Annotated in this window: 19 protein-coding genes, 1 tRNA gene and 3 pseudogenes; 9 read left to right on the top strand and 14 right to left on the bottom strand. The window is 60.4% G+C overall.

Translation table 11 applies throughout. From position 1 onward, the window contains the following. Window positions 1-209: 209 nt before the first annotated feature. From mksF to mksB, 3 genes are read right to left on the bottom strand one after another with little or no spacing between them, the layout of a single operon-like run. Window positions 210-3,044 (bottom strand): Mks condensin complex protein MksF, encoded by a 2,835-nt coding sequence (gene mksF / locus IFT47_RS25805; RefSeq protein WP_192174970.1) that lies wholly within the window; start codon window positions 3,042-3,044, stop codon window positions 210-212. Next, entirely contained in the window at window positions 3,041-3,748 is a 708-nt protein-coding gene (gene mksE / locus IFT47_RS25800; RefSeq protein ID WP_192174969.1) for an Mks condensin complex protein MksE, read from the bottom strand. Before mksE ends, mksF begins: the two co-directional genes overlap by 4 nt. Beyond that, window positions 3,738-5,015 carry an Mks condensin complex protein MksB gene (gene mksB, locus IFT47_RS25795; RefSeq protein WP_192174971.1) on the bottom strand — a complete coding sequence of 426 codons (1,278 nt, stop codon included), beginning with the start codon at window positions 5,013-5,015 and terminating at the stop codon, window positions 3,738-3,740. Before mksB ends, mksE begins: the two co-directional genes overlap by 11 nt. 144 nt (window positions 5,016-5,159) lie before the next feature. On the opposite strand from mksB, the pseudogene IFT47_RS28355 reads away from it, so the two are divergent. The 3 genes and pseudogenes from IFT47_RS28355 to rimI all read left to right on the top strand — a co-directional run. Then, window positions 5,160-5,283: pseudogene (locus IFT47_RS28355) on the top strand (energy transducer TonB); the annotation flags it as partial. 80 nt (window positions 5,284-5,363) lie between these two features. Beyond that, window positions 5,364-5,966 (top strand): annotated as a pseudogene (locus tag IFT47_RS25790) (energy transducer TonB); the annotation flags it as partial. Continuing rightward, on the top strand, window positions 5,959-6,411 hold the full coding sequence (gene rimI / locus IFT47_RS25785) for a ribosomal protein S18-alanine N-acetyltransferase (protein WP_192174967.1): 453 nt from the start codon (window positions 5,959-5,961) through the stop codon (window positions 6,409-6,411). The pseudogene IFT47_RS25790 and the gene rimI, both read left to right, overlap by 8 nt. Before the next feature lie 56 nt (window positions 6,412-6,467). Here rimI and IFT47_RS25780 read toward each other — a convergent pair whose 3' ends face one another. Next, entirely contained in the window at window positions 6,468-6,881 is a 414-nt protein-coding gene (locus IFT47_RS25780; RefSeq protein ID WP_192174966.1) for a serine kinase/phosphatase, read from the bottom strand. Window positions 6,882-7,042: 161 nt separating this feature from the next. Between IFT47_RS25780 and can the strand changes: the two genes are divergently transcribed. Continuing rightward, entirely contained in the window at window positions 7,043-7,684 is a 642-nt protein-coding gene (can, locus tag IFT47_RS25775; protein WP_065991764.1) for a carbonate dehydratase, read from the top strand. A 122-nt stretch (window positions 7,685-7,806) separates the two neighbouring features. Here the strand turns inward: can and IFT47_RS25770 are convergent, their stop codons facing one another. The 3 genes and pseudogenes from IFT47_RS25770 to IFT47_RS28345 form a co-directional block, all read right to left on the bottom strand. Then, a complete protein-coding gene (locus tag IFT47_RS25770) occupies window positions 7,807-8,973 on the bottom strand; it encodes a hypothetical protein (RefSeq protein ID WP_192174965.1) in 1,167 nt (388 codons plus the stop codon). A 120-nt stretch (window positions 8,974-9,093) separates the two neighbouring features. Further along, window positions 9,094-9,882 (bottom strand): methyl-accepting chemotaxis protein, encoded by a 789-nt coding sequence (locus tag IFT47_RS28350; protein ID WP_407073267.1) that lies wholly within the window; start codon window positions 9,880-9,882, stop codon window positions 9,094-9,096. A gap of 69 nt (window positions 9,883-9,951) precedes the next feature. Further along, window positions 9,952-10,782 (bottom strand): annotated as a pseudogene (locus IFT47_RS28345) (MCP four helix bundle domain-containing protein); the annotation flags it as partial. Window positions 10,783-10,998: 216 nt separating this feature from the next. Between IFT47_RS28345 and IFT47_RS25760 the strand changes: the two are divergent. Beyond that, window positions 10,999-11,220: a BrnT family toxin gene (locus tag IFT47_RS25760; RefSeq protein WP_244656075.1), complete on the top strand. Its 222-nt coding sequence runs from the start codon at window positions 10,999-11,001 to the stop codon at window positions 11,218-11,220. A 9-nt stretch (window positions 11,221-11,229) separates the two neighbouring features. After that, window positions 11,230-11,511 carry a BrnA antitoxin family protein gene (locus IFT47_RS25755; RefSeq protein ID WP_192174963.1) on the top strand — a complete coding sequence of 94 codons (282 nt, stop codon included), beginning with the start codon at window positions 11,230-11,232 and terminating at the stop codon, window positions 11,509-11,511. Between the two features lie 13 nt (window positions 11,512-11,524). On the opposite strand, the gene IFT47_RS25750 is transcribed toward IFT47_RS25755, so the two are convergent. The 4 genes from IFT47_RS25750 to aztA form a co-directional block, all read right to left on the bottom strand. Continuing rightward, window positions 11,525-12,175, bottom strand: coding sequence for an HD domain-containing protein (locus IFT47_RS25750; protein WP_192174962.1), 651 nt, complete (start codon window positions 12,173-12,175; stop codon window positions 11,525-11,527). A 140-nt stretch (window positions 12,176-12,315) separates the two neighbouring features. Then, the gene (locus tag IFT47_RS25745; RefSeq protein ID WP_192174961.1) at window positions 12,316-13,203 is read right to left on the bottom strand and encodes a metal ABC transporter substrate-binding protein; all 888 of its coding nucleotides are present in this window, start codon (window positions 13,201-13,203) and stop codon (window positions 12,316-12,318) included. A 27-nt stretch (window positions 13,204-13,230) separates the two neighbouring features. Further along, window positions 13,231-14,100: a metal ABC transporter permease gene (locus IFT47_RS25740; protein WP_192174960.1), complete on the bottom strand. Its 870-nt coding sequence runs from the start codon at window positions 14,098-14,100 to the stop codon at window positions 13,231-13,233. Next, window positions 14,097-14,849: a zinc ABC transporter ATP-binding protein AztA gene (gene aztA, locus IFT47_RS25735; RefSeq protein WP_192174959.1), complete on the bottom strand. Its 753-nt coding sequence runs from the start codon at window positions 14,847-14,849 to the stop codon at window positions 14,097-14,099. The genes IFT47_RS25740 and aztA overlap by 4 nt, the downstream gene beginning before the upstream one ends. 316 nt (window positions 14,850-15,165) lie before the next feature. On the opposite strand from aztA, the gene IFT47_RS25730 reads away from it, so the two are divergent. Then, entirely contained in the window at window positions 15,166-15,774 is a 609-nt protein-coding gene (locus tag IFT47_RS25730; protein ID WP_192174958.1) for a flavin reductase family protein, read from the top strand. 98 nt (window positions 15,775-15,872) lie between these two features. Here the strand turns inward: IFT47_RS25730 and IFT47_RS25725 are convergent, their stop codons facing one another. From IFT47_RS25725 to IFT47_RS25715, 3 genes are all read right to left on the bottom strand, one after another. After that, on the bottom strand, window positions 15,873-17,453 hold the full coding sequence (locus tag IFT47_RS25725; protein WP_192174957.1) for an aldehyde dehydrogenase (NADP(+)): 1,581 nt from the start codon (window positions 17,451-17,453) through the stop codon (window positions 15,873-15,875). Between the two features lie 141 nt (window positions 17,454-17,594). After that, window positions 17,595-18,299, bottom strand: a complete 705-nt coding sequence (locus IFT47_RS25720; RefSeq protein ID WP_192174956.1) for a hypothetical protein — start codon at window positions 18,297-18,299, stop codon at window positions 17,595-17,597. Between the two features lie 438 nt (window positions 18,300-18,737). Continuing rightward, window positions 18,738-18,814: transfer RNA gene (locus IFT47_RS25715), tRNA-Met, on the bottom strand. A gap of 431 nt (window positions 18,815-19,245) precedes the next feature. Between IFT47_RS25715 and IFT47_RS25710 the strand changes: the two genes are divergently transcribed. Both IFT47_RS25710 and IFT47_RS25705 read left to right on the top strand, forming a co-directional pair. After that, on the top strand, window positions 19,246-21,303 hold the full coding sequence (locus IFT47_RS25710; RefSeq protein WP_192174955.1) for a methyl-accepting chemotaxis protein: 2,058 nt from the start codon (window positions 19,246-19,248) through the stop codon (window positions 21,301-21,303). A gap of 147 nt (window positions 21,304-21,450) precedes the next feature. Further along, window positions 21,451-22,107: a class I SAM-dependent methyltransferase gene (locus IFT47_RS25705; RefSeq protein ID WP_192174954.1), complete on the top strand. Its 657-nt coding sequence runs from the start codon at window positions 21,451-21,453 to the stop codon at window positions 22,105-22,107. The last annotated feature ends 30 nt before the right edge of the window (window positions 22,108-22,137 follow it).

The following is a 22,137-nucleotide window of genomic DNA, read 5'->3' as shown; positions in this document are numbered from 1 at the left end:
TGAGAGTAGGTCATCGTCAAGATTAAATTCCAGAACCCCATTTGCGAAAGCAGATGGGGTTTTGTTTTTGCGCGCGGAAAAGTTATTTGCCCAGCCAACAGCCAACAGCCAACAGCCAACAGCCAACAGCCAACAGTAAGCAGCCAATAATCAGCGCCCATAAAAAAGCCCCGCATCACTGCGGGGCTTTCTGCTACCAGGCGACTTACTTACTCGCTTAGCGTTTCAACTGCTTGGGTCGCTTTTAACGGAGTAGCCCCATCACGACGTTGAATGTACTTCCAGTCTGCTTCGTCAATGTAGATCCCGGCTGGCCCACTGCCGCCTTCCAGGTCAATGGCCACATGTGCCGACACTTGAGGCTTAACGCTCGCCAGAATCGGTACAAAGCCCAGTTGCAGGCTAGTTTCCAGCAACGCTGCCTGGTTTCTTTCATCAATGTCAGCGGCTTCGTCGAGGTAGTAGGGCAGACGAATCCGTCCAGCCTGCTCGCGATCCATCAGGTGCAGCAAGAGGTACATGTTGGTCAGTGCCTTGATGGTCATGGTCGTGCCATTTGACGCCGCTCCATCAATGTCGGTATGGATAACCGGCTGGCTGTTGACCTTGGTGATCTCGAACGCGAGTTCGAACAAGTCCTTCAAGCCGAGCTGGTTGTGGTTAGCTGCAACCAGGCGAGCCAGATACTCTTTGGCTTCCTCGTTCTTGTTGTCCTGCTCGGCGCTCTGGCTCAGATCGAACACCGACAGTGTCTCGCCCTCTTCGTACTGACCGGCGCTATGGATGATCTGGTCGATGTGCTTGAGCGCTTCCTTGTTCGGCGCGAGCACAATACGGAAGCTCTCCAGGTTGGAAACCTGCCGGCGGTTGATCTCACGGTTAAACAGCGCCAATTGGTGCTCAAGGCTGTCGTAGTCGCTGCGGATGTTGCGCAGCGTCCGAGCGATGTCGGTCACAGCGGCACGACGTGCCTTACCCAAAGTTAGCGCTTCATCAGTCCGGTGAGCGTAAGCGTTGATCAGCAGTTGCAAACGCCGCTCCATGTCATCTTCGCTGTCGAACTTGGCGACACCTTTCAAACGCACCTGCGCGTACAGCGCTTCGATCTGACCATCGCAGCGCAACAGGCCCTGCCAGCTGTCCTGATAATCATTGAGCAGTGGCAGCAAGTTCTCCAGCGAGTCATCAACCGGCTCCATGAACGGCGTGCCAAACGGCAGATCGGTCGGGAGCAGCTGACGACGACGCAGCGCGTCATCCAGCGTGCGTTGCTTGGATTCGAGATCGCCGATCTGACGACCGATCAGCTGCAGCTTGGCCGACAGTTGTTGAACGCGCTCGGTGAATGCATCACTGGAGCGCTTGAGCTCATCCTGCGCCGCTTCCATCTGGGCCAACTGCTCAAGCTTCTCGCCCTCTTCGGCGCTCAATGTTTGAGCGCGGCGGAAGTCTTCGAGCGCCTTCTGCGCGTCCAGCACCTGTTGATACAACGCTTCAGTCTGGGTTTTGCTCGCCGCACGGTCGGCCGCGACAGCTTGTTGAGTCTTTAGCTGCTTGAGTTCCTTCTCCAGGCGTTCCTTCTGATCACGCAGCGCGGCGCGATCGGCCAGCGCCTGGAGGGCAGGTGGCTCGATGTTCGACAGGTTGACAGTCAGGCCGGGTACTTCAAAGCGTTCGCCCTTGAACCCATCGAGAATCGCTTCGAGGGATTTGACCCATGCATCGCCATCATCCAGCGCGATGCCTTGCTCGCCCAGTGGCAAGCTGAACAGCGCGCTGTTGAACAGGCGCATAAGACGCTCTACATCAGGCTGCGAGAACTCTTCGCGGAGGCGGGCATAACTGTTGTTGTCCGCATGATCGAGCTGTTGCTTGACTGATTTCAGGCGTTTTTCCAGATCGCGCAGGCGCTCATCCAGATCCTCGGCGCTGAATTGACGCGACTGCGCGAGCGCGCCGGCCAGTTCATCGTGGGCGTCTTTTGCAGCCAGTAACTGTTGTTCCAGGATTTTAACGTCGTCGACCAGCGCGAAGCGGTTCTTCAACACCGCCAATTCGCCGATCCAGCGCTGGATGTTGCTGATCTCACGCTCCAGCCGCATCAGCTCTTGAGTGCTGCCCCGCTGGTCGTTCTGCAGCGAATCCTGTTCGTTACGGTAGTGCTCGCTTTGGATGACCAACTCTTCTTTGCGCGCGTTGGAGTAGTCCTGCCATGTGCCCAGCAGCGAGTCGAGCAATGGCGACAGGCGATGCAGCTTGCCGCGGAGGATGTCGCGCTGTCTCACGCCATTGGCCAGCGCTTCAACCAGCGGCCCGGCGAGCACCAGTGCGTTGTAGTCCTGCTCCATGCGTCGTACGTCACGGAAGGCTTCTTCACACGCGGCGATGTAATCGACGCTGCCGGAACGCAGGCTGTGCTCAAACGCGTCGAGAAACAGCTGCTTCAATTTGGCAGCGGTGATCTCGCGCATGTGCAGCAAGTTGATGAACAGCGCCCGGAACGTTTTGAGGCTCTGCTCACTGGTCGAGCGCAGGGGAATCAGCGTCAGGTCCAGCGGGATCGACGTATGGCCACCGACCAGCAAACGGCGCAGTTCATCGGGCTTGAGCTCATAGGCTTTCAGGCCCTGGCTTTCCAGATTGGCAAACAGCTCTTTCTGGCGCAGGCAGGTGTCGTCCTTCTGGTAGTGAGCCAGGTCCAGCTTGCCGGCATAGGCGAAGAACTGATGACCGAAACCGCCGCCCGGGCCTCGACCGACCACGCCAATCACATGAGGGCCGTGGGGCAGGGAGACTTCGACGAGGATGTAGCTGGTGTCGGAAGCGAAGTAGAAGCGGCGCGATTGATCGAGGCTGTATTTGCCGAAGCTCATGTCCGACATGCGCGCCAGAATCGGGAACTGCAGAGCGTTGATCGACGCACTTTTGCCCAGGTTATTCGCGCCGTAGACCGACAGCGGATGCTCCAGTGGAAACAACCCGAGGCTGTAACCGGCCGTGTTCAGCAGCGCAAAGCGGCGTATGCCGTAGCGTTCCTGGCTCATGCGTCATGCTCCTGTTCTTCAGCGATTGCCCGGGCTAGCGCTTGCTCTTCGGTTTCTGCGGATTCATCGAATTCGGTGAGGTCCAGCGGGTCGTCGGTTTCCAGCAGTCTCTCATCGCTGTCTTCGTCGATCAGCACCGGGGCCGGCAACGGCAGGGCGCTGTGCAGGCTGGCCGCCAGATCACGGTCCTGCTGCACGGACAGGCAGACGTCGAGGAAGCGATGCATCGGCGGCAGGAAGCGATAAATGCCTACTTCTTCGGCGGCGAATCCCAGCTGGGTTATGCGGCGCATGATTTTTTCTTCCAGCTCTTCTTGGGTCTGGACCTCAGCTTGCAGGAACAGATCGCGGTACTTTTCCAGCAGCGAGGGCAATTCGTCACGGCCCAGGCTGCCGCCATCGAGCACGGCGACCGGATCGCGGCCCTGGTCGGCCAAATGCTCGACGAGGATGAATGTGAACAGCGCCAGACGTTGCGCGGTCTTGTTGACCTGCGCGGCTGCCAGATCAGGCACGAAGTAGTAGAACCCACGAGTGTCGCAGACCAGCTCGAAGCCCAACGCCTTGAACAGGCCGCGGTACTGGTCCTGAAGATTGGACAGTTGCGCGTACAGCTCCGGGTCGCGGCGGCTGACGTGGTAGCCCTTGAACAGCTCGCGGAAGATCGGCGCCAGCTGGGTCATTTCGGATAGATCAAGATGCATGGGCGGTGCCCTCGGAATTCTCTGGGGTGGCGTCTTTGCTCGAGAGCAGGGCGAAGGAGCGCAGGCTGACGCGGTGCTCCTGGGTCAGGTATTCGCGGCGCTCAAGGCGCTCGCGCTTGAAGCGTTTGTCTCGCGACAGCCGCGAAAACCAATACAGCAATTCATCGGTCGCGCCGGTGGGCTCCTGCTCCAGCAGCCAGACCATCAGATCCGGCATCGGCAGAGCGTCTTCGCAGCGCTCGACCATTTCCCTGACCGTGCGCGGCGCGCGAGGCGGCTCGCCCTTTCGGGTGATATTGGCCTTGGGGAAGCGCGCCGGTTTCGGCTCGAAGCGCGCCAGCGCATACACGTACGCTTCAACCTGATTGGCACTGCCGAGGAACGTGCTTTGCGGGCGGGTGAACATCGGCATCGCCGCTTGTGGCACCGCGTCGAGCCCCCGTCGACGAATCGCCGACAGCGCGAGGGCAGCACCGCGCGTCACGGCGTTGTGGCGACGCGCTTCTTCACGCAGTGGCAGCAGCAGTTCACGCGCGTGCCGCAAGGTCAATTGCGCGCTGGTCTGCATTTCAAGGATGCGGGCGTGGGTGCGCAGGAGCATGTCGTCGTCAACCAGATGACCGAGACGTTGCTGGTCGGTGAGCATGCGCAGCAGCACGTTCTCGACCTTGCGCACGCCCTGTTCGAAGGCGCCATCGGCGTTCACCAGCTGGATCATCGGCTCGACGTATTCATCCCAGGTCGCCAGCACTTCCGCGTAACGCTGACGCAGCGGAATCTGCCGGTCACTGGTCTTGGCGCGTTCGGCCACGGACACAAGGGCCTGTTCGTCATTGGCGAGCTTCTTCAGGACGTCGCGTACGCGCATGTCGAGCAGGCGCAGTTGCCGCGCGAGGTCATTGGCGTCCCGGGCGTCGAAGGCTTCCTGTATATAGCCGGCCAGCCGTTCGAGGTGGCGCAGGTACGCTTCGATTTCCAGGCACAAGCCCAGCCGATGCTCGCGCCGCAGGTAGGACAGGAAATCGTGGATCTGCGCGTTCAGCTCGAAACGGTTCGGGCTTTTTGCGACCGGCACCAGAATGTCGAGCCGAATCCAGACGTCCAGCAGAGTGGTGATGTCCTGGGGCGTGCTTTCCAGTTGCTGGGCCGCCAGCTGCAAACGCAGTTCGCTCAGGCTCAGAGTGCCCTGGTCGAAGTGCTCGCAGAGTGGCTCGAGAAGCGCCCAGTGTTCGGCAAGGGCGCGCAGGACGCGCTTAGGTTCGATCATCGGATGGTCGCTGACTGGCAAATAAAAGCGGCGATTGTACTGCATCGCCGGGCTCGTTTTTCACCCTCAGTCGATCAACAGCGGCGTGAAGCGGTGAAGGCCTGTAGAATCTTCCGCCTGACTTTATCCACAGGTAGCTGACCTTTGCTCAACGAGCCTCGTCGTCGCGCTTATCTGACCGCCATGCAGGTGGTCAGCTGGCTGCCGCGCACTGAATTGCCTTTTGCTGCGCCATCGCGTCCCGAATTGCTTGCGCCGGTGCCGCAGCTTGAAGAGGCGCCTGCGCCGGTTATTCAGGCGGATACGCCTCGCGCGCCGGATCGCGATTCGCCCTCCGTCGCGCCGACACCCGTTGCGCGTACCGTCGAGCGGCCAAAGATCGAAATCCCTCGCCCCTCCAGCGCGCCCAAGCCAAAAGTGGTGCAGGAGGAAGAGGCCGCACCGGCCGTGGTGAAAGCGCCGGTTGCGCCGCCGCCACGTTTTGCCCTGCAACTGCTGCGCGCCGGGAGTTGCCTGTTGCTCGTGGAGTTGGTGACCGGCGAGCCGTTCCAAAGCCGCGACCCTTCCTATCTGTTGCTCAAAGACATGCTCCGCGCCGCCGGCCTGCCGGACAGTCCGCAGATCATCGGCGAGCCTGTGCGCTGGCCGCTGCTGGTGCGTGGGCAAATGGATCAAGGGCCCGAAGCAGCGCGGGATTTCGTTCAGGGTTTTCTGTACGCACGCGTCGAAGAACAACCCTGCACCTGCCTATGGCTGATCGGCCTTCCGGCGCTGCGTTTCGCGGCTGAAACGGATGCTGAATCTTACAATCTTGAGCTCCAGGTCGATGGCCTGGGGTTAGCCTGGGCGCTGCCGGGTCTGGAACTGTTGATGGACGAGCCGCAGCGAAAGGCCGAAGTGTGGCGCTCCATGCGTCAATTGATGGGCCGTTGGAAGACCGTAGATGAATGACGCAGTAACGTTTCGCCGCATGACCGAAGCTGACCTGGATGCCGTGCTGAAGATCGAATACGCCGCTTTCAGTCATCCCTGGACGCGGGGCATTTTCATCGATGCGCTGAAGTCATACGAAGTATGGCTGATGTTCGAAGGCAGTCAGCAGGTGGGGCACGGGGTGATCAACGTGATCATCGATGAAGCGCACTTGCTCAACATCACCGTTAAACCGGAGAGTCAGGGCTGTGGTTTGGGGCTGATGCTGCTGGAGCAGCTGATGAAGCGCGCTTACGAGATCAATGGCCGGGAATGCTTTCTTGAACTGCGAGACAGCAACCGGTCTGCCTATCGTTTGTATGAGCGATACGGTTTCAACGAAATAGGTCGGCGGCGGGACTACTACCCGGCAGTGGGCGGGCGTGAAGACGCAATCGTCATGGCATGCACGCTGTTCGAATAGTCAGAGGCTTGTCGTGGGGGCGAACAGGGTTCATCCCCACACGACTAAGCCGCTGATCAAACGCCAGGCTTGCCATCCAGCGGATCAAGAATGGCCATCTCTTCTTCGTCCAGACCATCCCCACCGCCGATGTCATCTTCATCAACGATGCTCAAATCCAGGTCAGCCGGGCCATCTTCACCCGCTTCACGGGGACCGCGCGCACCGTCTTCCCGGATCAATGTTTCAGGGCTCATGTCGTCATCGGTCGGGTTGTGATCTTCGGTAGATGCACCGGTCAGCCCTGCCTCACGTACGCGTTCATCAGGAATCAACGTTTCAAGCTCTTCTTCAGGAATGATGTCGCCAATGCGCCCGCTCGGCTCATTGTTATCGTTGAAGTTGAGCTCCTCCATTGATCCCATGCGGTCTTCGTTGTCATCGATGGGCTCGGGTTGAGTGGCATCGAATGGACGGCGTGAATCGTTCATGGCAAATCCTCAATAATGTCGGTCCTAATGGGTGGACCGGACGACATGGCGAAGATTCCATCCGGTTCCTGATCGGTCGTCGCTGGTCGGTCGATCTTCCCGCGTGACCCGAAGCGCCGAGCCCCAGTCATAGCTGAGCATCATTTCCGAGGCATCAACGCATGAACGAACTACAAGACTTGATCGACAACAACGAACGTTGGGCTGCCGCCATCAAGGAAGAAGACCCCGAGTTCTTTGCCAAGCTGGCGCGCCAGCAGACGCCGGAATTTCTATGGATCGGTTGTTCGGACGCCCGTGTCCCCGCCAATGAAATCGTCGGCATGCTGCCAGGCGATCTGTTCGTGCACCGCAACGTGGCCAACGTCGTGCTGCACACAGACCTCAATTGCCTGTCGGTGATTCAGTACGCAGTCGACGTGCTGAAGGTCAAACACATTCTCGTCACCGGTCACTACGGGTGTGGGGGCGTGCGTGCTTCGATGCAGGATCGCCAGTTCGGCCTGATCGACGGCTGGCTGCGCACCATTCGCGATCTGTACTACGAAAACCGTGAGCTGCTGGCCAAGCTGCCGACTGAGGAAGAACAGGTCGACCGGCTGTGCGAGCTGAACGTGATTCAGCAGGTCGCTAACGTTGGCCACACCAGCATTGTGCAGAACGCCTGGCATCGCGGGCAGAAGTTGTCTGTCCATGGTTGCATCTATGGCATCAAGGATGGGCGATGGAAGAGTCTGAACGCGACCATCAGCGGGCCGGAGCAATTGCCGCCACAGTATCGCTTGCGTCCGCAGGGGGAGTGATCGGGTAGGGCAAGCGTCCATCAAAATGGTAGGAGTGAGCCTGCTCGCGGTTGCGTTAATCCAGTCACATCGATGTGAATTGAAGACATCGCGAGCAAGCTCATTCCTGCAGGATCGTTGTGTTAGAGCTGAGCGTTCTTCATTTCCGGCAGCGGCTTCTGCAGCTGCTTGATCTGCCGCGACACTTCACCCGTCCGGCACTTCGCTGCCGCCTGATCCGGCGTCAACTTGCGTACTGTGCTGAAGAACAGCTTGCAGGTCTCAACCTTGTTGGTCACCTGCCAGTTGGTGGTGCACTGCTTCAACAGCGCCGCCGGGTCGCTTGTCGGTTTCTGGCCCATGCCGGCTTGCCAGCACGCCGCGCTCAGGTCCTGGCCCATGACCTTCAAGCCGGCTTCATCCGCCTTGGTTTCGTCCCCGCCGTAATTGCTTTTGTCCGCCGCATTCCAGATATAGCTTGGGTGATTTGAACCCAGCACAGGGACGCTTTGCCCGCCTGCCGGACTGATGCTCGCCAGACCCAACACCGGCACCGTCACGTTGTACTGCTGCTTGAGCCACGCGCGCACCGGCGCACCGAACGCGACCATCGGCAGCGATGTGCCCGCCGCGCTTTGGGTCAGCTGCTTGACCATGTTGGTCTGGTAATCGGTGAAGTAGCTGTAGACGTTCTCGAGGTCCTTGCCGGCGTTGGAGGGCGCAGCAATGGGCGCGATGTCGATGATGGTCTGATAAGCAGGCGTCTGCTCCTTGGGGATACCGTTATCTGTGAGCAGCTCGGACCAGCGGTCGGTAGTCGCCGAGAACAGATAGTCCTGAGCCTGAGTCAGCGAGTAGTCCGGCGGGAAATGCAGCAGCTCGACGCTCTTGCGATTTTCTAGCGCCATGCCCAGCGGCAAAAACAGATACCAGTTGTAGGCGAACTTGTTATCGGCGTTGAGTTTGCTTGCGCCAGCGTAGGCCAGATCACCGGCGTCGAGCAGCGCTGAAAGCGGTTTGTCGTAGCCGTCCGGCACGCCGGTGATGTCGGCGTAGATCACGTCGTTGTCGTTGTGCACCGCAACTTTGGCCGCGGCGTAACCGTCACGCTGGACGCTTTGCGTGAGGTAGTGCTCGACGGTCTGTTCCAGCGTCCAGTTTCGAAAGCAGATGACATTGCAGTTGTTCGGGTAGGCGAACAGGTGTGTGACGCGTTCCTTGCTCCCCAGTTTGACGTTGACGTCTGCCTGAGCGGTGAGGCTCAGCGTCAATGCGGTAAGGGCGAAGCTCAATGCAGCTGTTTTTTTCATGCTCATGTCCTTGTTGGCGTAGACACCCCTCTGCGTGGGTGGTGTTTCGATGATGAAACACTTGGACATGACTGGGAATGGGCAACGATGGCTGCGGGGCCATTTTCAATGGCGCGCTCGTTAAAGCACGAACCGCTGAACCATCGTGTTCAGGTCCGTAGCCAGCATCGAAAGCGCATTGCTTGCCACCGTGGTTTGCTGAGCGCCCGACGCCGATTGCGACGACAGATCGCGAATGCTGCTCAGGTTGCGGTCAACTTCGTTAGCCACTTGCGCCTGTTGTTCGGCGGCGCTGGCGATCAGCGTGTTCCGGTCGCTAATGGTCGACGTTGCGCTGATGATGACGGTCAGTGCGTGATCGGTTGCAGCGGCCTGCTCCAGGGTGAGATTGGCCTGGGCTGCGGTGACGCGCAGGGTTTGCGCGGTCTCCTGAGTGCTTTTCTGTACATCATTGATCAGGGTTTCGATCTCGGTGGTCGACGCGCTGGTGCGTTGGGCGAGAGAGCGCACTTCATCGGCGACCACGGCGAACCCGCGGCCTGCTTCGCCAGCCCGTGCGGCCTCGATGGCGGCATTCAGTGCAAGCAGGTTGGTCTGGTTGGCGATCGCGCGGATGACTTCGAGAATCTTGCTGATGCTCAGCGTGCGCTCGGCCAAACCGTCGGCCTGGTGAGAAGAATCCAGGACGTTGTCGGTCAGCTCCTTGATCGAATCAATGGTGCCGGTCAGGCGCAGACGACCCTCGGCGGCCGCTTCGTTGGACGCCTTCGACTCGCTGGACGTGCTGCTGGCGTTGTCGGCGACTTCCCCGGCAGCCTGACTCATCTGGTTCACCGCAACTGCCGCCTGTTCGATCTCATCGTTCTGCAATTGCAGGTTCTTCGCGCTGGCCTCGGCAATCGCGCCCATTTCGTGGACCGACTGGCTCAACTGGCCCGCTGCAGCGTAAATCTGATCGATCGTGCCATGCAGATTGGAGCGCATCAGGCCCAAGGTCTTCAGCAGTTGAGCCGTTTCGTCCTTGCCTTCCGGAATCGGCTGGGGGCTCAGATCGCCTTGAGCAATGGTGCTGGCGATATGCAGCGACTGACGCAGGGGACGAATGATGCTCAGGCTCAATCGCCACGCCAGCAGCAACGTCAGCACCAATGCCACCACGATGGCGCTGACGGCAATGATTCGGGTCTGCTGGAACCGCGCGCCGGCCGCGTCGACGGTGCCCGCCGCACTTTGCTTGTTCAACTCGCGCAGCAACTGCACCTGCATGTCCATCAGGTCACCCTGAAGGCTCAGCGTGGTGTTGAGCAGCATGCGCGCGTCATCGAGTTTGCGTTGTTCGATCAGCGTGATTTCGTCGTGCAGCCCTGGCATGAAAGCGTTATAGGCATCTTGCAGGGCCTTGATGGAATCCCGCTCGGTGCTGTCGGTGGCATGGGCAAGATAATCGGCGAAGCCTTTTTCGACTTCATTCTTCAGTTGCTCGACATTGATCTTGCTGGTCACCACTGCGCCGGGATCGTCGGCATTGGCAATCAGCCTGGCGCTCTCGCCGCGCAACTTGATCAGGTCGATGGCGATCGCGTCGGCCATGGCGATACTGGGCAGCGACCCGCTCTCAACCGCTTCGCCCTGATCGCGGATGCTCTGCATCTGCAACAGGCAGAACACACCGAGCGCCACCAGCAACAGCGCGGTCATGCCGAAGCACAGCACCAACCGCTGGGTAATCCTGAAGCGACGCAGGAATGCAGGTTTGGAGGAAGGACGGACCACACGACGCAATAACCTTTTCACTGCCACCCATCCCATCGACGAAAACACCGGAGAGATGGTTATAGAGGTGTTCCGTGATGTCTTTATGACATTGCTGGAGATGTTTCGGAATTGTTGCGGTACGGTCAGATGATGCGATTGAAAATGATGTGAGGGGGTAGTCGGGTGGGCAATGTCAACGCTGTTTGTGGGATAGGTCTCTGCGAGTCTCGGCGGCCTTGTTGAGTTACTTTCTGTACATACAATAATTCAATGCAGATAATCTTCGACATCGCAAAACGCGACATCACCCTTCTTAAGCGTGGCCTCGACTTTGGGGATGCCGGCTTGGTGTTCGCCGGCAGACATTTGACCAGCGAAGATTGCCGGCAGGATTACGGAAAGGCCCGCTACATCACGGTTGGTGTGTCGTCAGAACGTATGGTGGTCCTGGTCTGGACACCGCGCGGCGCGGCTCGCCGATCATTTCCATGAGAAAAGCCAATGAGCGCGAACAAAACCTCTACCGGCATCGACTGGGTTGATCCCGACGATGCACCCGAATTGTCCGATGCATACTTCGATCAGGCTGATGAACACGTGGGTGATCAGTTGGTCAAGCGTGGCCGACCACGTGCTGTGGTTGTGCGAGAGCGGATTACCATTCGCTTGGAGCATGACGTGGTGGAGCAATTCCGGGCGTCAGGACCGGGCTGGCAGACGCGAATGAATGCCGCGCTGGTAGACTGGCTAAAAACCCATGAGCCGTCCGAAATAGCGCTATGACCTTCCAGGCTCCCTAAGCACCAATCTCTTCCATAAACTCCATCAAGAACCGCTCCGCGCGTGCATGCCTGACCTGCGCCATGTGACGCCCCGTGGCCGTTTGAAAGCCCTGCGCCAAAGTGAAGATCTTGGTGGTGAAGTGATCGACGGCGAAGCGTTTGTCGTCCAGGTCTCGCTGTTGCGCCTGGGGGTCGGCGGGGTCGTAGAGGTGGCTGCCCATGCGCCCGGACACGTAGAACAGCCGTGCCACGCCGACCATGCCGAGGGCGTCGAGACGGTCGGCGTCCTGCAGGATCTTCGCTTCCAGCGAGGTGGGCGTGATGTCGGCGGAATAGCTGTGGGACTCGATAGCGTGGGCAACGGCCTGGGTGCGCTCTTCTTCCCAGCCCATCTCTGCGAGCAGCTCCGTCGCTTTTGCCGCTGCCAGACGCGAGGCGCTTGAGCGAAACGGCGAGTTCTTTTCCACGGAGACGCAGTCGTGGAGCAGGGTTGCGGCAAGCAGGATTTGATGATCGCCGCCTTCGGTGTTGCGAATAGCGCAGACGTTGGTCCAGACCCGGTGCAGGTGGGATACGTCGTGGGAGCCGTCGAGCCTCTCCGCCACGGTGTGGGGAATCAGCAGGTCGGCGAGGGACTGAAAAGGCGCGAAGGAGAGGGCGGTCATGGATCATCCTGTCGATGTCGGCGGACGGTGCGCCAGCATACAGATTGACCCGCGCCTGCGCAGCCGGTTCGCAATGGCGGTCGCGGACCTCTGCCACGCACGTTGCGCAGCAGAGATCAGTGAGCCGTCGCGACGCTACATCACTGGCCTTTCATTGCCGCCGTCAGCTTGTCCACGTTGTAACGAAACATCGCCACGTAGGTCGCCGCCGGGCCGTTTGCAGGTGACAGCGATTCCACATACAGCTCGCCGCCCGGGTGCGCGCCGCTGGCTTTTGCGATCTGTTGCACCAGACGCGGGTCGCCAGAGTTCTCGAAGAAGTAGGCGCTGACGTGCTCCTGCTTGATCTGTTGGATCAGCTTGCCAACGTCAGCTGCCGAGGCTTCGGTTTCAGTGGAAAAGCCCAGTGGCGAGAGAAAGGTCACGCCATAGGCATCGCCGAAATAGCCGAAGGCGTCGTGGGACGTCAGCACCTTGCGCTGTGCGACCGGGATGGCGCTGATCTGCGCGCGGGCGTAGGCATCCATATCCTGCAGCTGGACGATGTATTTCTCACCGTTGGCTTTGTAATCGGCGGCATTGTCCGGGTCGGCTTTCTGTAAGGCCTTGATGATGTTTCTGACGTAAACGACGCCGTTTACCGCGCTGTTCCAGGCATGGGGGTCGGTAATCTTCTTGCCGTCTTCTTCCATGCTGCGGGTCATCATCCCGTCAGACAGCACGATCGGCTGGCCTTTGTAGCCGGAGGCAGTGATCAGCCGATCCAGCCAGCCCTCCAGATGCAAACCGCTGACGAACACCACGTCGGCTTTTTTCAGTGCCTGGGCGTCATTGGGGGTGGGCTCGTAGACGTGAGGGTCGCCGTTGGGCCCGATGAGCGAGGTCACGTGCACGTGATCGCCGCCGACATTGTGCACCATGTCGGCGATGACGGTGAAGGATGCGACGGTCTCCAGGGTTTTTGCCTGGGCGAAGTTGGCCAGGCCCGACAACGCCAGCGCGGCGGTCAGAAGCGTGAAACGTTTCATGGTGGTTTCCTTGCGGTAAGAGAACGATCAGCCGGACAGATGAACCCTCGGGAACAGTCGGCGCACAAAGCCGCTGCGTCCAAAGAACAGTGAGAACCCGTAGAAGGCGCTGGCGGTGAGCACGATGGCCGGGCCCGAAGCGACGCTGGCGTGGTAGGAGACGATCAGGCCGATGAAGCCCGAGAGCGTGGCGACTGCAGTCGAAATCACGATCATGCCGGTCAACGAGCGCGCCCAGAACCGCGCGACCGTGGCGGGCAGCATCATCATGCCGACGGCCATCAACGTGCCCAACGCCTGAAAGCCCGCCACCAGATTGAGCACCACCAGCAGCAGAAACAGCACGTGATATAGCGACCCGCGCCCGCCCACCGCGCGCAGGAAGCCCGGATCGAAGCATTCGAGGATCAACGGGCGGTAGATCAGCGCGAGCAGAATCAAGGTGAATGAAGCGATGCCGCCGACCATGAAAATCGCCTGATCGTCGATGGCCAGAATGGTACCGAACAGCACGTGAAGCAGATCCACGTTGGAGCCGTGCAGAGAAACGATCAGCACGCCGGCAGCAAGGGACGTCAGGTAAAAACTGGCGAAACTGGCGTCTTCGCGCAGCGTTGTGTAGCGACTCACCAACCCTGAGAGCAACGCCACGGCGAGACCTGCGATCAAACCGCCGAAGCCCATGGCTGGCAGTGACAACCCGGCGAAGAGGAAGCCCACGGCGGCACCCGGCAACACCGCGTGGCTCATGGCGTCGCCCACCAGACTCATGCGCCGCAGCATCAGCAGCACGCCGACCGGGCCGGAGCCGATGCCCAGCGCCAGGCATGCCACCAGGGCGCGGCGCATGAAACCGAATTCAACGAAGGGCTGGATCAAGAGGCTATAGAGCGTCACAGCGTTTGCTCCGCATCGGCGTCGCACGGTTGTGCGTCAGGGTTCCAGTGCTCGGCCATGTTCTTGGCGCGGCGCAGGTTGTCGTCGTTGAGGATGTCGGCGGTGTCGCCCCAGGCAATGATTTCTCGCGCCAGCAACAGCGTGCTCGGAAAATGCTGGCGCACTTGCTCGATGTCATGCAGCACAGCAATGACGGTTCGGCCCTGGCCGTGCCAGGTGCGGATCAACTGCAACAAGTCCCGCGTGGTGCGTGCATCGATCGCTGTGAACGGCTCGTCGAGCAGAATCACCGAGGCGTCCTGCAATAACAGCCGGGCGAACAGCACGCGCTGAAACTGACCGGACGACAACGAGCTAATGCTGCGTTGCTCGAATCCTGCGAGACCTACGGCTCCCAGCGCCTCTTGAGCCTGTTGAGCATGCTGTCGCGTGGCGCCCCGGAACGCCCCGATGCTGCGCCAGGCGCCCATCATTACGGTGTCGGCTACGCTGAGCGGAAAGCTGCGGTCGATCTCGGCGGCTTGGGGCAGATAACCAATATGCCGTGTTGCCAACTGATTGCGCTCGACGCGCCCGACCGCGGGTTTGAGCGTGCCGGCGATGGCTTTGATCAGCGTGGATTTACCGGCGCCGTTGGGGCCGACGATCGCCGTCAGGCTGCCCGCCGCGAATCGGCCGTTGGCGTGATGCACCGCTGGCCGGCGTTCGTAGGTCAGTGTCAGGTCATGGAGGTCGATGGCGGCACTCATGGGATCGCCACCGCCCAGGCAACGCCGATCCACAGCAAGACCAGCATGGCGAAGGAAATCAACACGCGTTTGCCGGCCGATTGAGCCAGTGCGGATCTTGCAAGGGAGGAAGGAAGCCGGGAATCGCGTTTCACAAAAAGGACTGCCTGAAATGCTTTGTTATAGTATTACATCACCTTTAGGTTGATCTGCAAAGCGCGATTTGGGCGAAGTTCAGGCAGGCGACAGTTTCCATCACGCTGCGGAGGGTGGCGTTTCCCCGGCGCGATAAACCCTGTAGTTTTCGATCACTTTTCTCTTTGTCAGGATGATCCCCATGAGCGCTTCCCACCGGCGTCCGGTACCCCTCGCCAAATGCTATCGCCTGCTCAACCACGGCCCGACTGTACTGATCAGCGCCGCTCACGAGGGTCAGCGCAACATCATGGCGGCAGCGTGGGCGATGCCGCTGGACTTCCAGCCACCGAAAGTCACGGTCGTCCTGGATAAGTCGGTGTGGACGCGGCAGTTGCTCGAAGACTCGGGCACGTTCGTGATCAACGTGCCGACCCTCAGCCAGATCGATATCGTCGAAACGGTCGGCTCGACCTCAGGGCTGGAGATCTCCCAGGAGCAGGGCCTGGATAAATTCAAGGCTTATGGTCTGGAGACCTTCGCAGGCTCCCACGTTGAAGCGCCGTTGCTGGAAGGCTGCGCGGGCTGGCTGGAATGCCGATTGATTCCCGAGCCGCACAATCAGAGCGCGCATGATCTGTTCATTGGCGAAGTGGTCGCAGCATGGGCGGATGAGCGCGTGTTCTCCGAAGGGCACTGGCATTTCGAGGGGCATGACGCGCTGCGCACCCTTCACCATGTGGCAGGCGGGCATTTTCTGGTAATCGGCGATGGCGTGGATGGGAAGGTCTTGCAGCGATCCGCTGACTGACCCAAACCGGACTGGATAGGACCGCGCCCCTTGGCTGAAGGGGCGCGGCGACGCAGTTTTCAGTTGCCAGGCTGGCGCGCGGCGGGCACCGATGCACCTCAGTCCTTCGACAGTTCGCCGTTCACAAGACGCCAGGTCTTCAACGGATTGCTGGCTTTCAACGCAGGGGGCAGCAGCGAGTCCGGCACGTTCTGATAACAGACAGGCCGCAGGAAGCGATCAATAGCGGTCGCGCCCACCGAGGTGCTGCGGCTGTCGGAAGTGGCCGGGAACGGTCCGCCATGGACCATCGAATAACTCACTTCGACGCCGGTGGGGAAGTCGTTGAACAGAATCCGTCCCGCCTTGCGCTCCAGAATCGGCAGCAGCGCCTGAGCAGTTGCCTCATCGCCATCGTCAAATTGCAGGGTTACGGTCAGTTGACCATCGAAGCTGGCGGCGACCTTCTGCAGATCGGCGACGTCGGTGCAAACGATCAACAACGCGCTTGGCCCGAAGTTCTCGTCTTCCAGCGCAGGGTTGGCGAGGAAGGTGGCCGAGTCGGTACGGAAGAATGCGGGGCGGGCCTGGAATGAACCTTCGGCCTCCTGACCCTCCGCCACCAGCGTCACGCCGGATGCGCTGTGCAGATTATTCAGCCCGTTGCAGTAAGCGCCGTGGATGTTCGGCGTCAGCATGGTGGTCGGCAGCTTCTCGGACAGCGCCTTGGCCGAAGCCGACACGAACGTTTCCAGCGCGTCGCTTTCCAGTGCCAGCAGAATGCCGGGGTTGGTGCAGAACTGCCCCGCGCCCATGACCAGCGATTCGACAAAACCTTTGGCAATGGTTTCGGCGCGGGCCAGCAAAGCGGCCGGCAGCAGGAACACCGGGTTGATGCTGCTCATCTCGGCATACACCGGAATTGGCACCGGACGCGCTTGAGCGGCCGCCACCAGCGCCAGACCGCCACGGCGGGAGCCAGTAAAGCCCACGGCTTGAATCAACGGGTGGCTGACCAGCGCCTGGCCGACAGCAATGTCTTTGTCGATCAGTAACGAGAACACGCCTTCAGGCATGCCGGTGTCGCGCGCGGCTTTCTGGATCACGCGCCCCACCAGTTCGCTGGTCCCCAAGTGAGCCGGGTGCGCCTTGACGATGACCGGGCAACCGGCCGCCAACGCTGAGGCGGTATCGCCGCCCGCAACCGAGAAGGCGAGGGGGAAGTTGCTCGCACCGAACACTGCCACCGGACCAAGGCCGATGCGCCGCAGACGTAAGTCGGCGCGCGGCAGGGGCTGGCGCTGCGGCAGCGCGGTGTCGACCACGGCACCGTGCCAACGCCCATCGCGCAGCAGGCTGGCAAACAGTTTGAGCTGATTGACCGTGCGCATCCGCTCGCCTTCAAGGCGCGGCTTGGGCAGGCCGCTTTCGACATGCACGCGTTCGGTGAGCACATCGCCCAGATCGAGAAGACCTTGGGCGATGGCCTCAAGAAAGGTGGCGCGTTGGTCGTCACTCAGTTGTCGATAACTGTCGAACGAAGCTTCGGCCAGTTCGCACGCGGCATTGACGTCTTCCAGCGTGCTGGCGCCAAACGAAGGTGTCAGGGGTTCACCCGTGGTGGCGGCGAGGGCGAACACCTCTCCGGCCTGGCCACGCACAGCACGTTGTCCGATGATCGTTTCACCAAGAATCTGCATTGCTCAACACCTCTCGAGGGCGGCGACCGTCAGTGGGTACCGCTGTGGCCAGCCTCTGAGGTTACATCATGGCGCTACGATCGCCACCGGTCCTGGTGTTGAGCTTGCCGCCCGGCTTAGGGCCGAGCGTCTTGCTGCCGCTTATTGCTGAACGGCGCTGAATCCTTCGAACGCAGTTTGCTGCTGGATCGCGCTGACGATGTTCTTGCGCGTGGCGGGCTGCTGGTTGCCGTCCTTGTCCACGAACACTTCGCTCTGCAGTTCGGCCTCATCGCCTTCACCCACGAACGAGAACCCTAGGAATTCAAAGGCTTCGCGGTCCATGTTGGCTTTCGAGCGTGGCGTGCGCAGGGGCAGGGTGACGCTGGCGCCGTCCTTGCTGATGACGAAAACCTCGGCTTCCTTCTTCGGCCGTGTCGCTTTGCCCTTGCCGCCACTCGGGTTGCTGACCGCTTGATGGGTCTGGTTCAGCACCTTCAACGCCAGGCTGTAGACGAGCTCCTGAAAACTCGGATCGTCTTTATAGCTGGAGAGAATCCGGCTGATCGGAAACTTCGCGCTCAGGTCTTCCAGCGCGGCCATGTCAGCGGCTTCGGCGTCCTTGAGCTGTTTAAGCTGACCCATCAGTTCGTAGGCTTGGTCGTCGTCGAATCGGTCATGGGCGGCGCGTATGGCCAGGCGCAGATCGCGAATCTGGTCGCTTTCCTTCGCGCTCTGGAAGGCGTCGAGCACCATCTCGCTGATGGTTTTGGCCTGTGGCACGTGTTGTGAAAGGTTGATGGCTTCTTCGTAGGCTTGCTTCGACGACACGGCGTTTGCCGCCGGATCGGTATGGGAATCAGACATTGAACATCCACTGCTTCGTTAACTGGGGTTGAGGCGCGAAAAGCTCGGGGCGTTTCGAGGGGCGTAATCTATTGGACGAGGGCGCGGTTGTCACGGATTGCCGCTTGTGCCCGGACCACAGGAAGATTGGCGTTGGACGCCTCAGACCAGACCACAGCATCAAAAAGCCCGGCAATTGCCGGGCTGGTCTTATACGCAGGTCCCGCCTTTGTGGTGAGAGCCCGTCCCGCCTGTCGGATGGGTGCCTTTCGGACACGCCGACGCGGAGAGTGAAACGATGGAAAGCAGAGCGACCAGTCCAGCGATAGCGATCTTCTTCATATTGCCTCCGTGCACTGCGAGATGCAGTACAGGGCTATCGGCGTATTGGGATCCCACTTTAGCCACGGAAAGCCAGAAACAACAAAGCCCGCACAAGGCGGGCTTTGTTGAGGTACTTGGTGGCTACACAGGGACTTGAACCCCGGACCCCAGCATTATGAATGCTATGCTCTAACCAACTGAGCTATGTAGCCAAGTGGCGCGCATTATTCGCTCAGACGGGATATGTGTCAAGCGTCTCTTTGAAAAAATTTATCCACACGATCAATCGGTTAGCCTCGCGGCCCTTCAGCCATTCCTCATCCCTGCACGTCGGTGACAGTTTCTGACTCGGCGCTGAGTGCTTTTGCCCCACTTTCGCGCACCTATCCTGCACCGTCCCCGGGCTCGTGCCCGGTTTGATGGCTTCGTGCTATCGGTCCGGTTCTTGCTTATGCCTGCCGCAACGCTGCCGTTATAGATGAAAGCGGCAGCAGATTTCGATAGGCCCCAACGCTTCCCTTGTTCAAAAGATGGGCGGTTATCGTTTTCAAAACAAAGACATGGCATTTTGCCGGTAAGAATGTAAGGCAGCGCAGCGACGATCATTTGTCATGCAGCGTTTGTCGGTGAGGAGTAGTCGGCTATGCAGAGTCTTTTGTCGCCAGGCATCCGCCTGCTCGGACGTCTCGGGTTCGCACGCAAGTTTCAGGTGCTCTTCTTTCTGTTTATTTTGCCGCTTGCCGGCAGCCTGTGGATGATTGGCCAGGATTACCGCAGCAAGCTGGCGGTGATTTCTCAGGAGCAAGCCGGCGTGCGCCAGCTCATGGCGCTTGATGCGCTGGATGTGCAGCTGACGGCCCAGCGCAACCGCGCCGCGCGCTGGAAGGCCGCTGACATTCTTCATGATCCAACGCCGGCCGCGAAGGCAGCCATGGGCGCGCTGGATGCTGCGAACCCTGACCTGAGCCGATCCCTGGCGTCCCTTGGCGATGAGCTCAAGGCACAGAATGCCAGCGCGGACATCATGACCCGCTATCAAGCGCTGCAGGCGTTGGTCAAAGGCATGGATTCGGAATCCTTGCGGACGGTCGGCTGGTGGCCGGACGGCTACGACCGTTTTACCTCCGCCCTCACGGCGCTGCAGAGTCTGCGTGAACAGATCGCCATGGACAGCGGCTTGATCCTAGACCCCTGGCTTGAAACCTACTTGCTGATGCAGATCGCGACGCAGCAGGCGCCGGACCTTGTCGAGCGGGTAGGGCGCATGGCGAGTATCGGCCAGTCGTCGATCGCGTCCGGACAGTTCTCGTTGCAAAGCCGTCTTCAGATGCGCGACCTGCGCAGTCGCATCGGCGACGCCCGCGATCAGTTGGTCAAAGCAGTAGGCTCGCTAAAAGCAAAGGCTTACCCGGGTATGGAGGTCTGGACGCGTCAGTATGAAGACAGTCTTCAGCGCCTCGATACCGAACTGAAAGTGCTCGACGACGGTGTGTTCGGCGGCAGCATCAAGCTCGACCCGGCCGGTTTCGAACGCAGCGTCGATAACGTCAGCGACGGACTGGCGGCCCTGCGCAAGCAGTCACTGTCTTCACTCACCGGCCGGCTCGATTATTACCATGAACAGGCTACTCAGCAGTTTGTGCCGGTGGCCGCGATATTCAGCATTCTCGCGCTCGCGGCGCTGTACCTCTTCATGTGCCTCCAGGCGTCGATTCAGCGCAGCGCCAAAGGCATCACGACCTTGGCCGAGTCCCTGCGTGACGGCAACTTGTGCGTCGAGGTCGCCGTTGAAGGGCGTGACGAACTGGCTGCGATTAGCACCGCGCTCAACGTTGCCGTGGTGCAACTGCGCACCAGTCTGCTAGGCGTCAACCACGAAACCCAGCAATTGGGCTCTGCGGTGCTGACCCTTAATGCGCAGTCCGGCAGCACGCTCAACGAAGTCGAAGATCAACAACAGCAGATCAGCCAGATTGCAGCGGCGGCTACTGAGCTCGCCGCGACGTCCATGGGCGTCGCCCGCAGCTGTGAAGCCGCATCCGGCAGCGCCCAGGCCACCCGACGCATCGCTGAGGACAGCAGTCGCGACAGCCAGCGCACCACCGCGAGCATTCAGCAACTGAACCAGAAACTGACCGATACCGCCAACGCGCTGGGCAAGGTCAGTGAGCAGGGGCAGCAGATCCAGTCTGTGGTCGACACCATTCGCGGCATCGCCGAACAGACCAACCTGCTGGCGCTCAATGCCGCCATCGAGGCGGCGCGTGCGGGCGAGCAGGGCCGTGGCTTCGCCGTGGTCGCTGACGAAGTGCGCAGTTTGTCCCAGCGGACCCAGGCGTCGACCGCGCAAATTGCCGGGACCGTGGACAGCTTGCGCTCGACCGTCAGCCAAGCCGTCAGCCTGATGGAAGCGGCGTGTGGCCAGGCGGTGAGTGATGCGCAGTCGGTGACCGGGCTGGGCGAGCGGCTGGAAGAGATTGCCAGCGCCGTGCAGATCGTCACCGACACGCTGGCGCAGATCGCCACCGCGGTTGAAGAGCAGGCCGCAACAGCGGACGAGGTCAGTGGCAACATCCAACAGGTGGATCAGGCTGCAGGCCGTCTGCTGGACGGCGCGCGTGCGGTCAATCAGGCTGCAGACACGTTGACCAAAGGCAGCCGGGCCTTGAGCGACAACACCGCGAGATTCCAGCTGGGGTAAGCCGAGCAAGCAAGGCACGAGGGCGATCAGCGAGCACGTTTTCACGGGTGCGCATGGGGTGTGGGTTGAAAGACGAAAGCCAGGCGACGTATAAGATTTGTCGCTTTCTCACCGTATTTCGATACCCATCGCCGTAGGGATTTTTCCATGACCGACAGCAGTGCCGCGGGTGCGGCGGTTTATTCGCCCCTGACGTTAGCGTTGTACGACGCGTGGGTGCTGGGCATTTCCAACCGGTATGCCTGGCGTTGCCCGACCGATGACGTGCTGTTGCCGTTCTTCCGCGCCAACGTACGTGCTCATCATCTGGATATTGGCGTCGGCACGGGTTACTACCTGGCGAAAGCCAAGCTGCCGCCGAACACCCGAATCACCCTGATGGACCTCAACCCGAGCAGCCTCGCCGCCGCCAAGCGCAGGATCGGCCGGCCAGACACGCGCACCCTCCAGCATGACGTGATGACGCCGATACCCGGAAACGAGCGCTTCGATTCGATATCGCTGTTTTACCTGCTGCATTGCCTGCCGGGCCCGCTGGACGCCAAGGCGGCGATCTTCGCTCACCTCAAGCACAACCTGAACCCGGACGGCGTGTTGTTTGGCGCGACTATTCTGGGGGACGAGGCGGGTCACAATGGCTTTGGCCGCAAGCTGATGGCGGTCTACAACAAGAAAGGCATCTTCGGAAACAGCCACGACACCCAGGCCGGTTTCGAAGCGCATTTGCGCATGCATTTTCGCGATGTGACGCTCAGGCTCGAAGGCGTCGTTCTGCTGTTCCGCGCAGCACAGCCGATTGTCTGAGCTGCACCGAGGCAGGCGGGCGTTGCTGAC

It is taken from the genome of Pseudomonas sp. CFBP 13711 (assembly GCF_014842265.1).
Taxonomy (GTDB): domain Bacteria; phylum Pseudomonadota; class Gammaproteobacteria; order Pseudomonadales; family Pseudomonadaceae; genus Aquipseudomonas.
The sequence above is the reverse complement of the archived record's forward strand: the minus strand, read 5'-3'. Positions and strand labels throughout refer to the sequence as shown.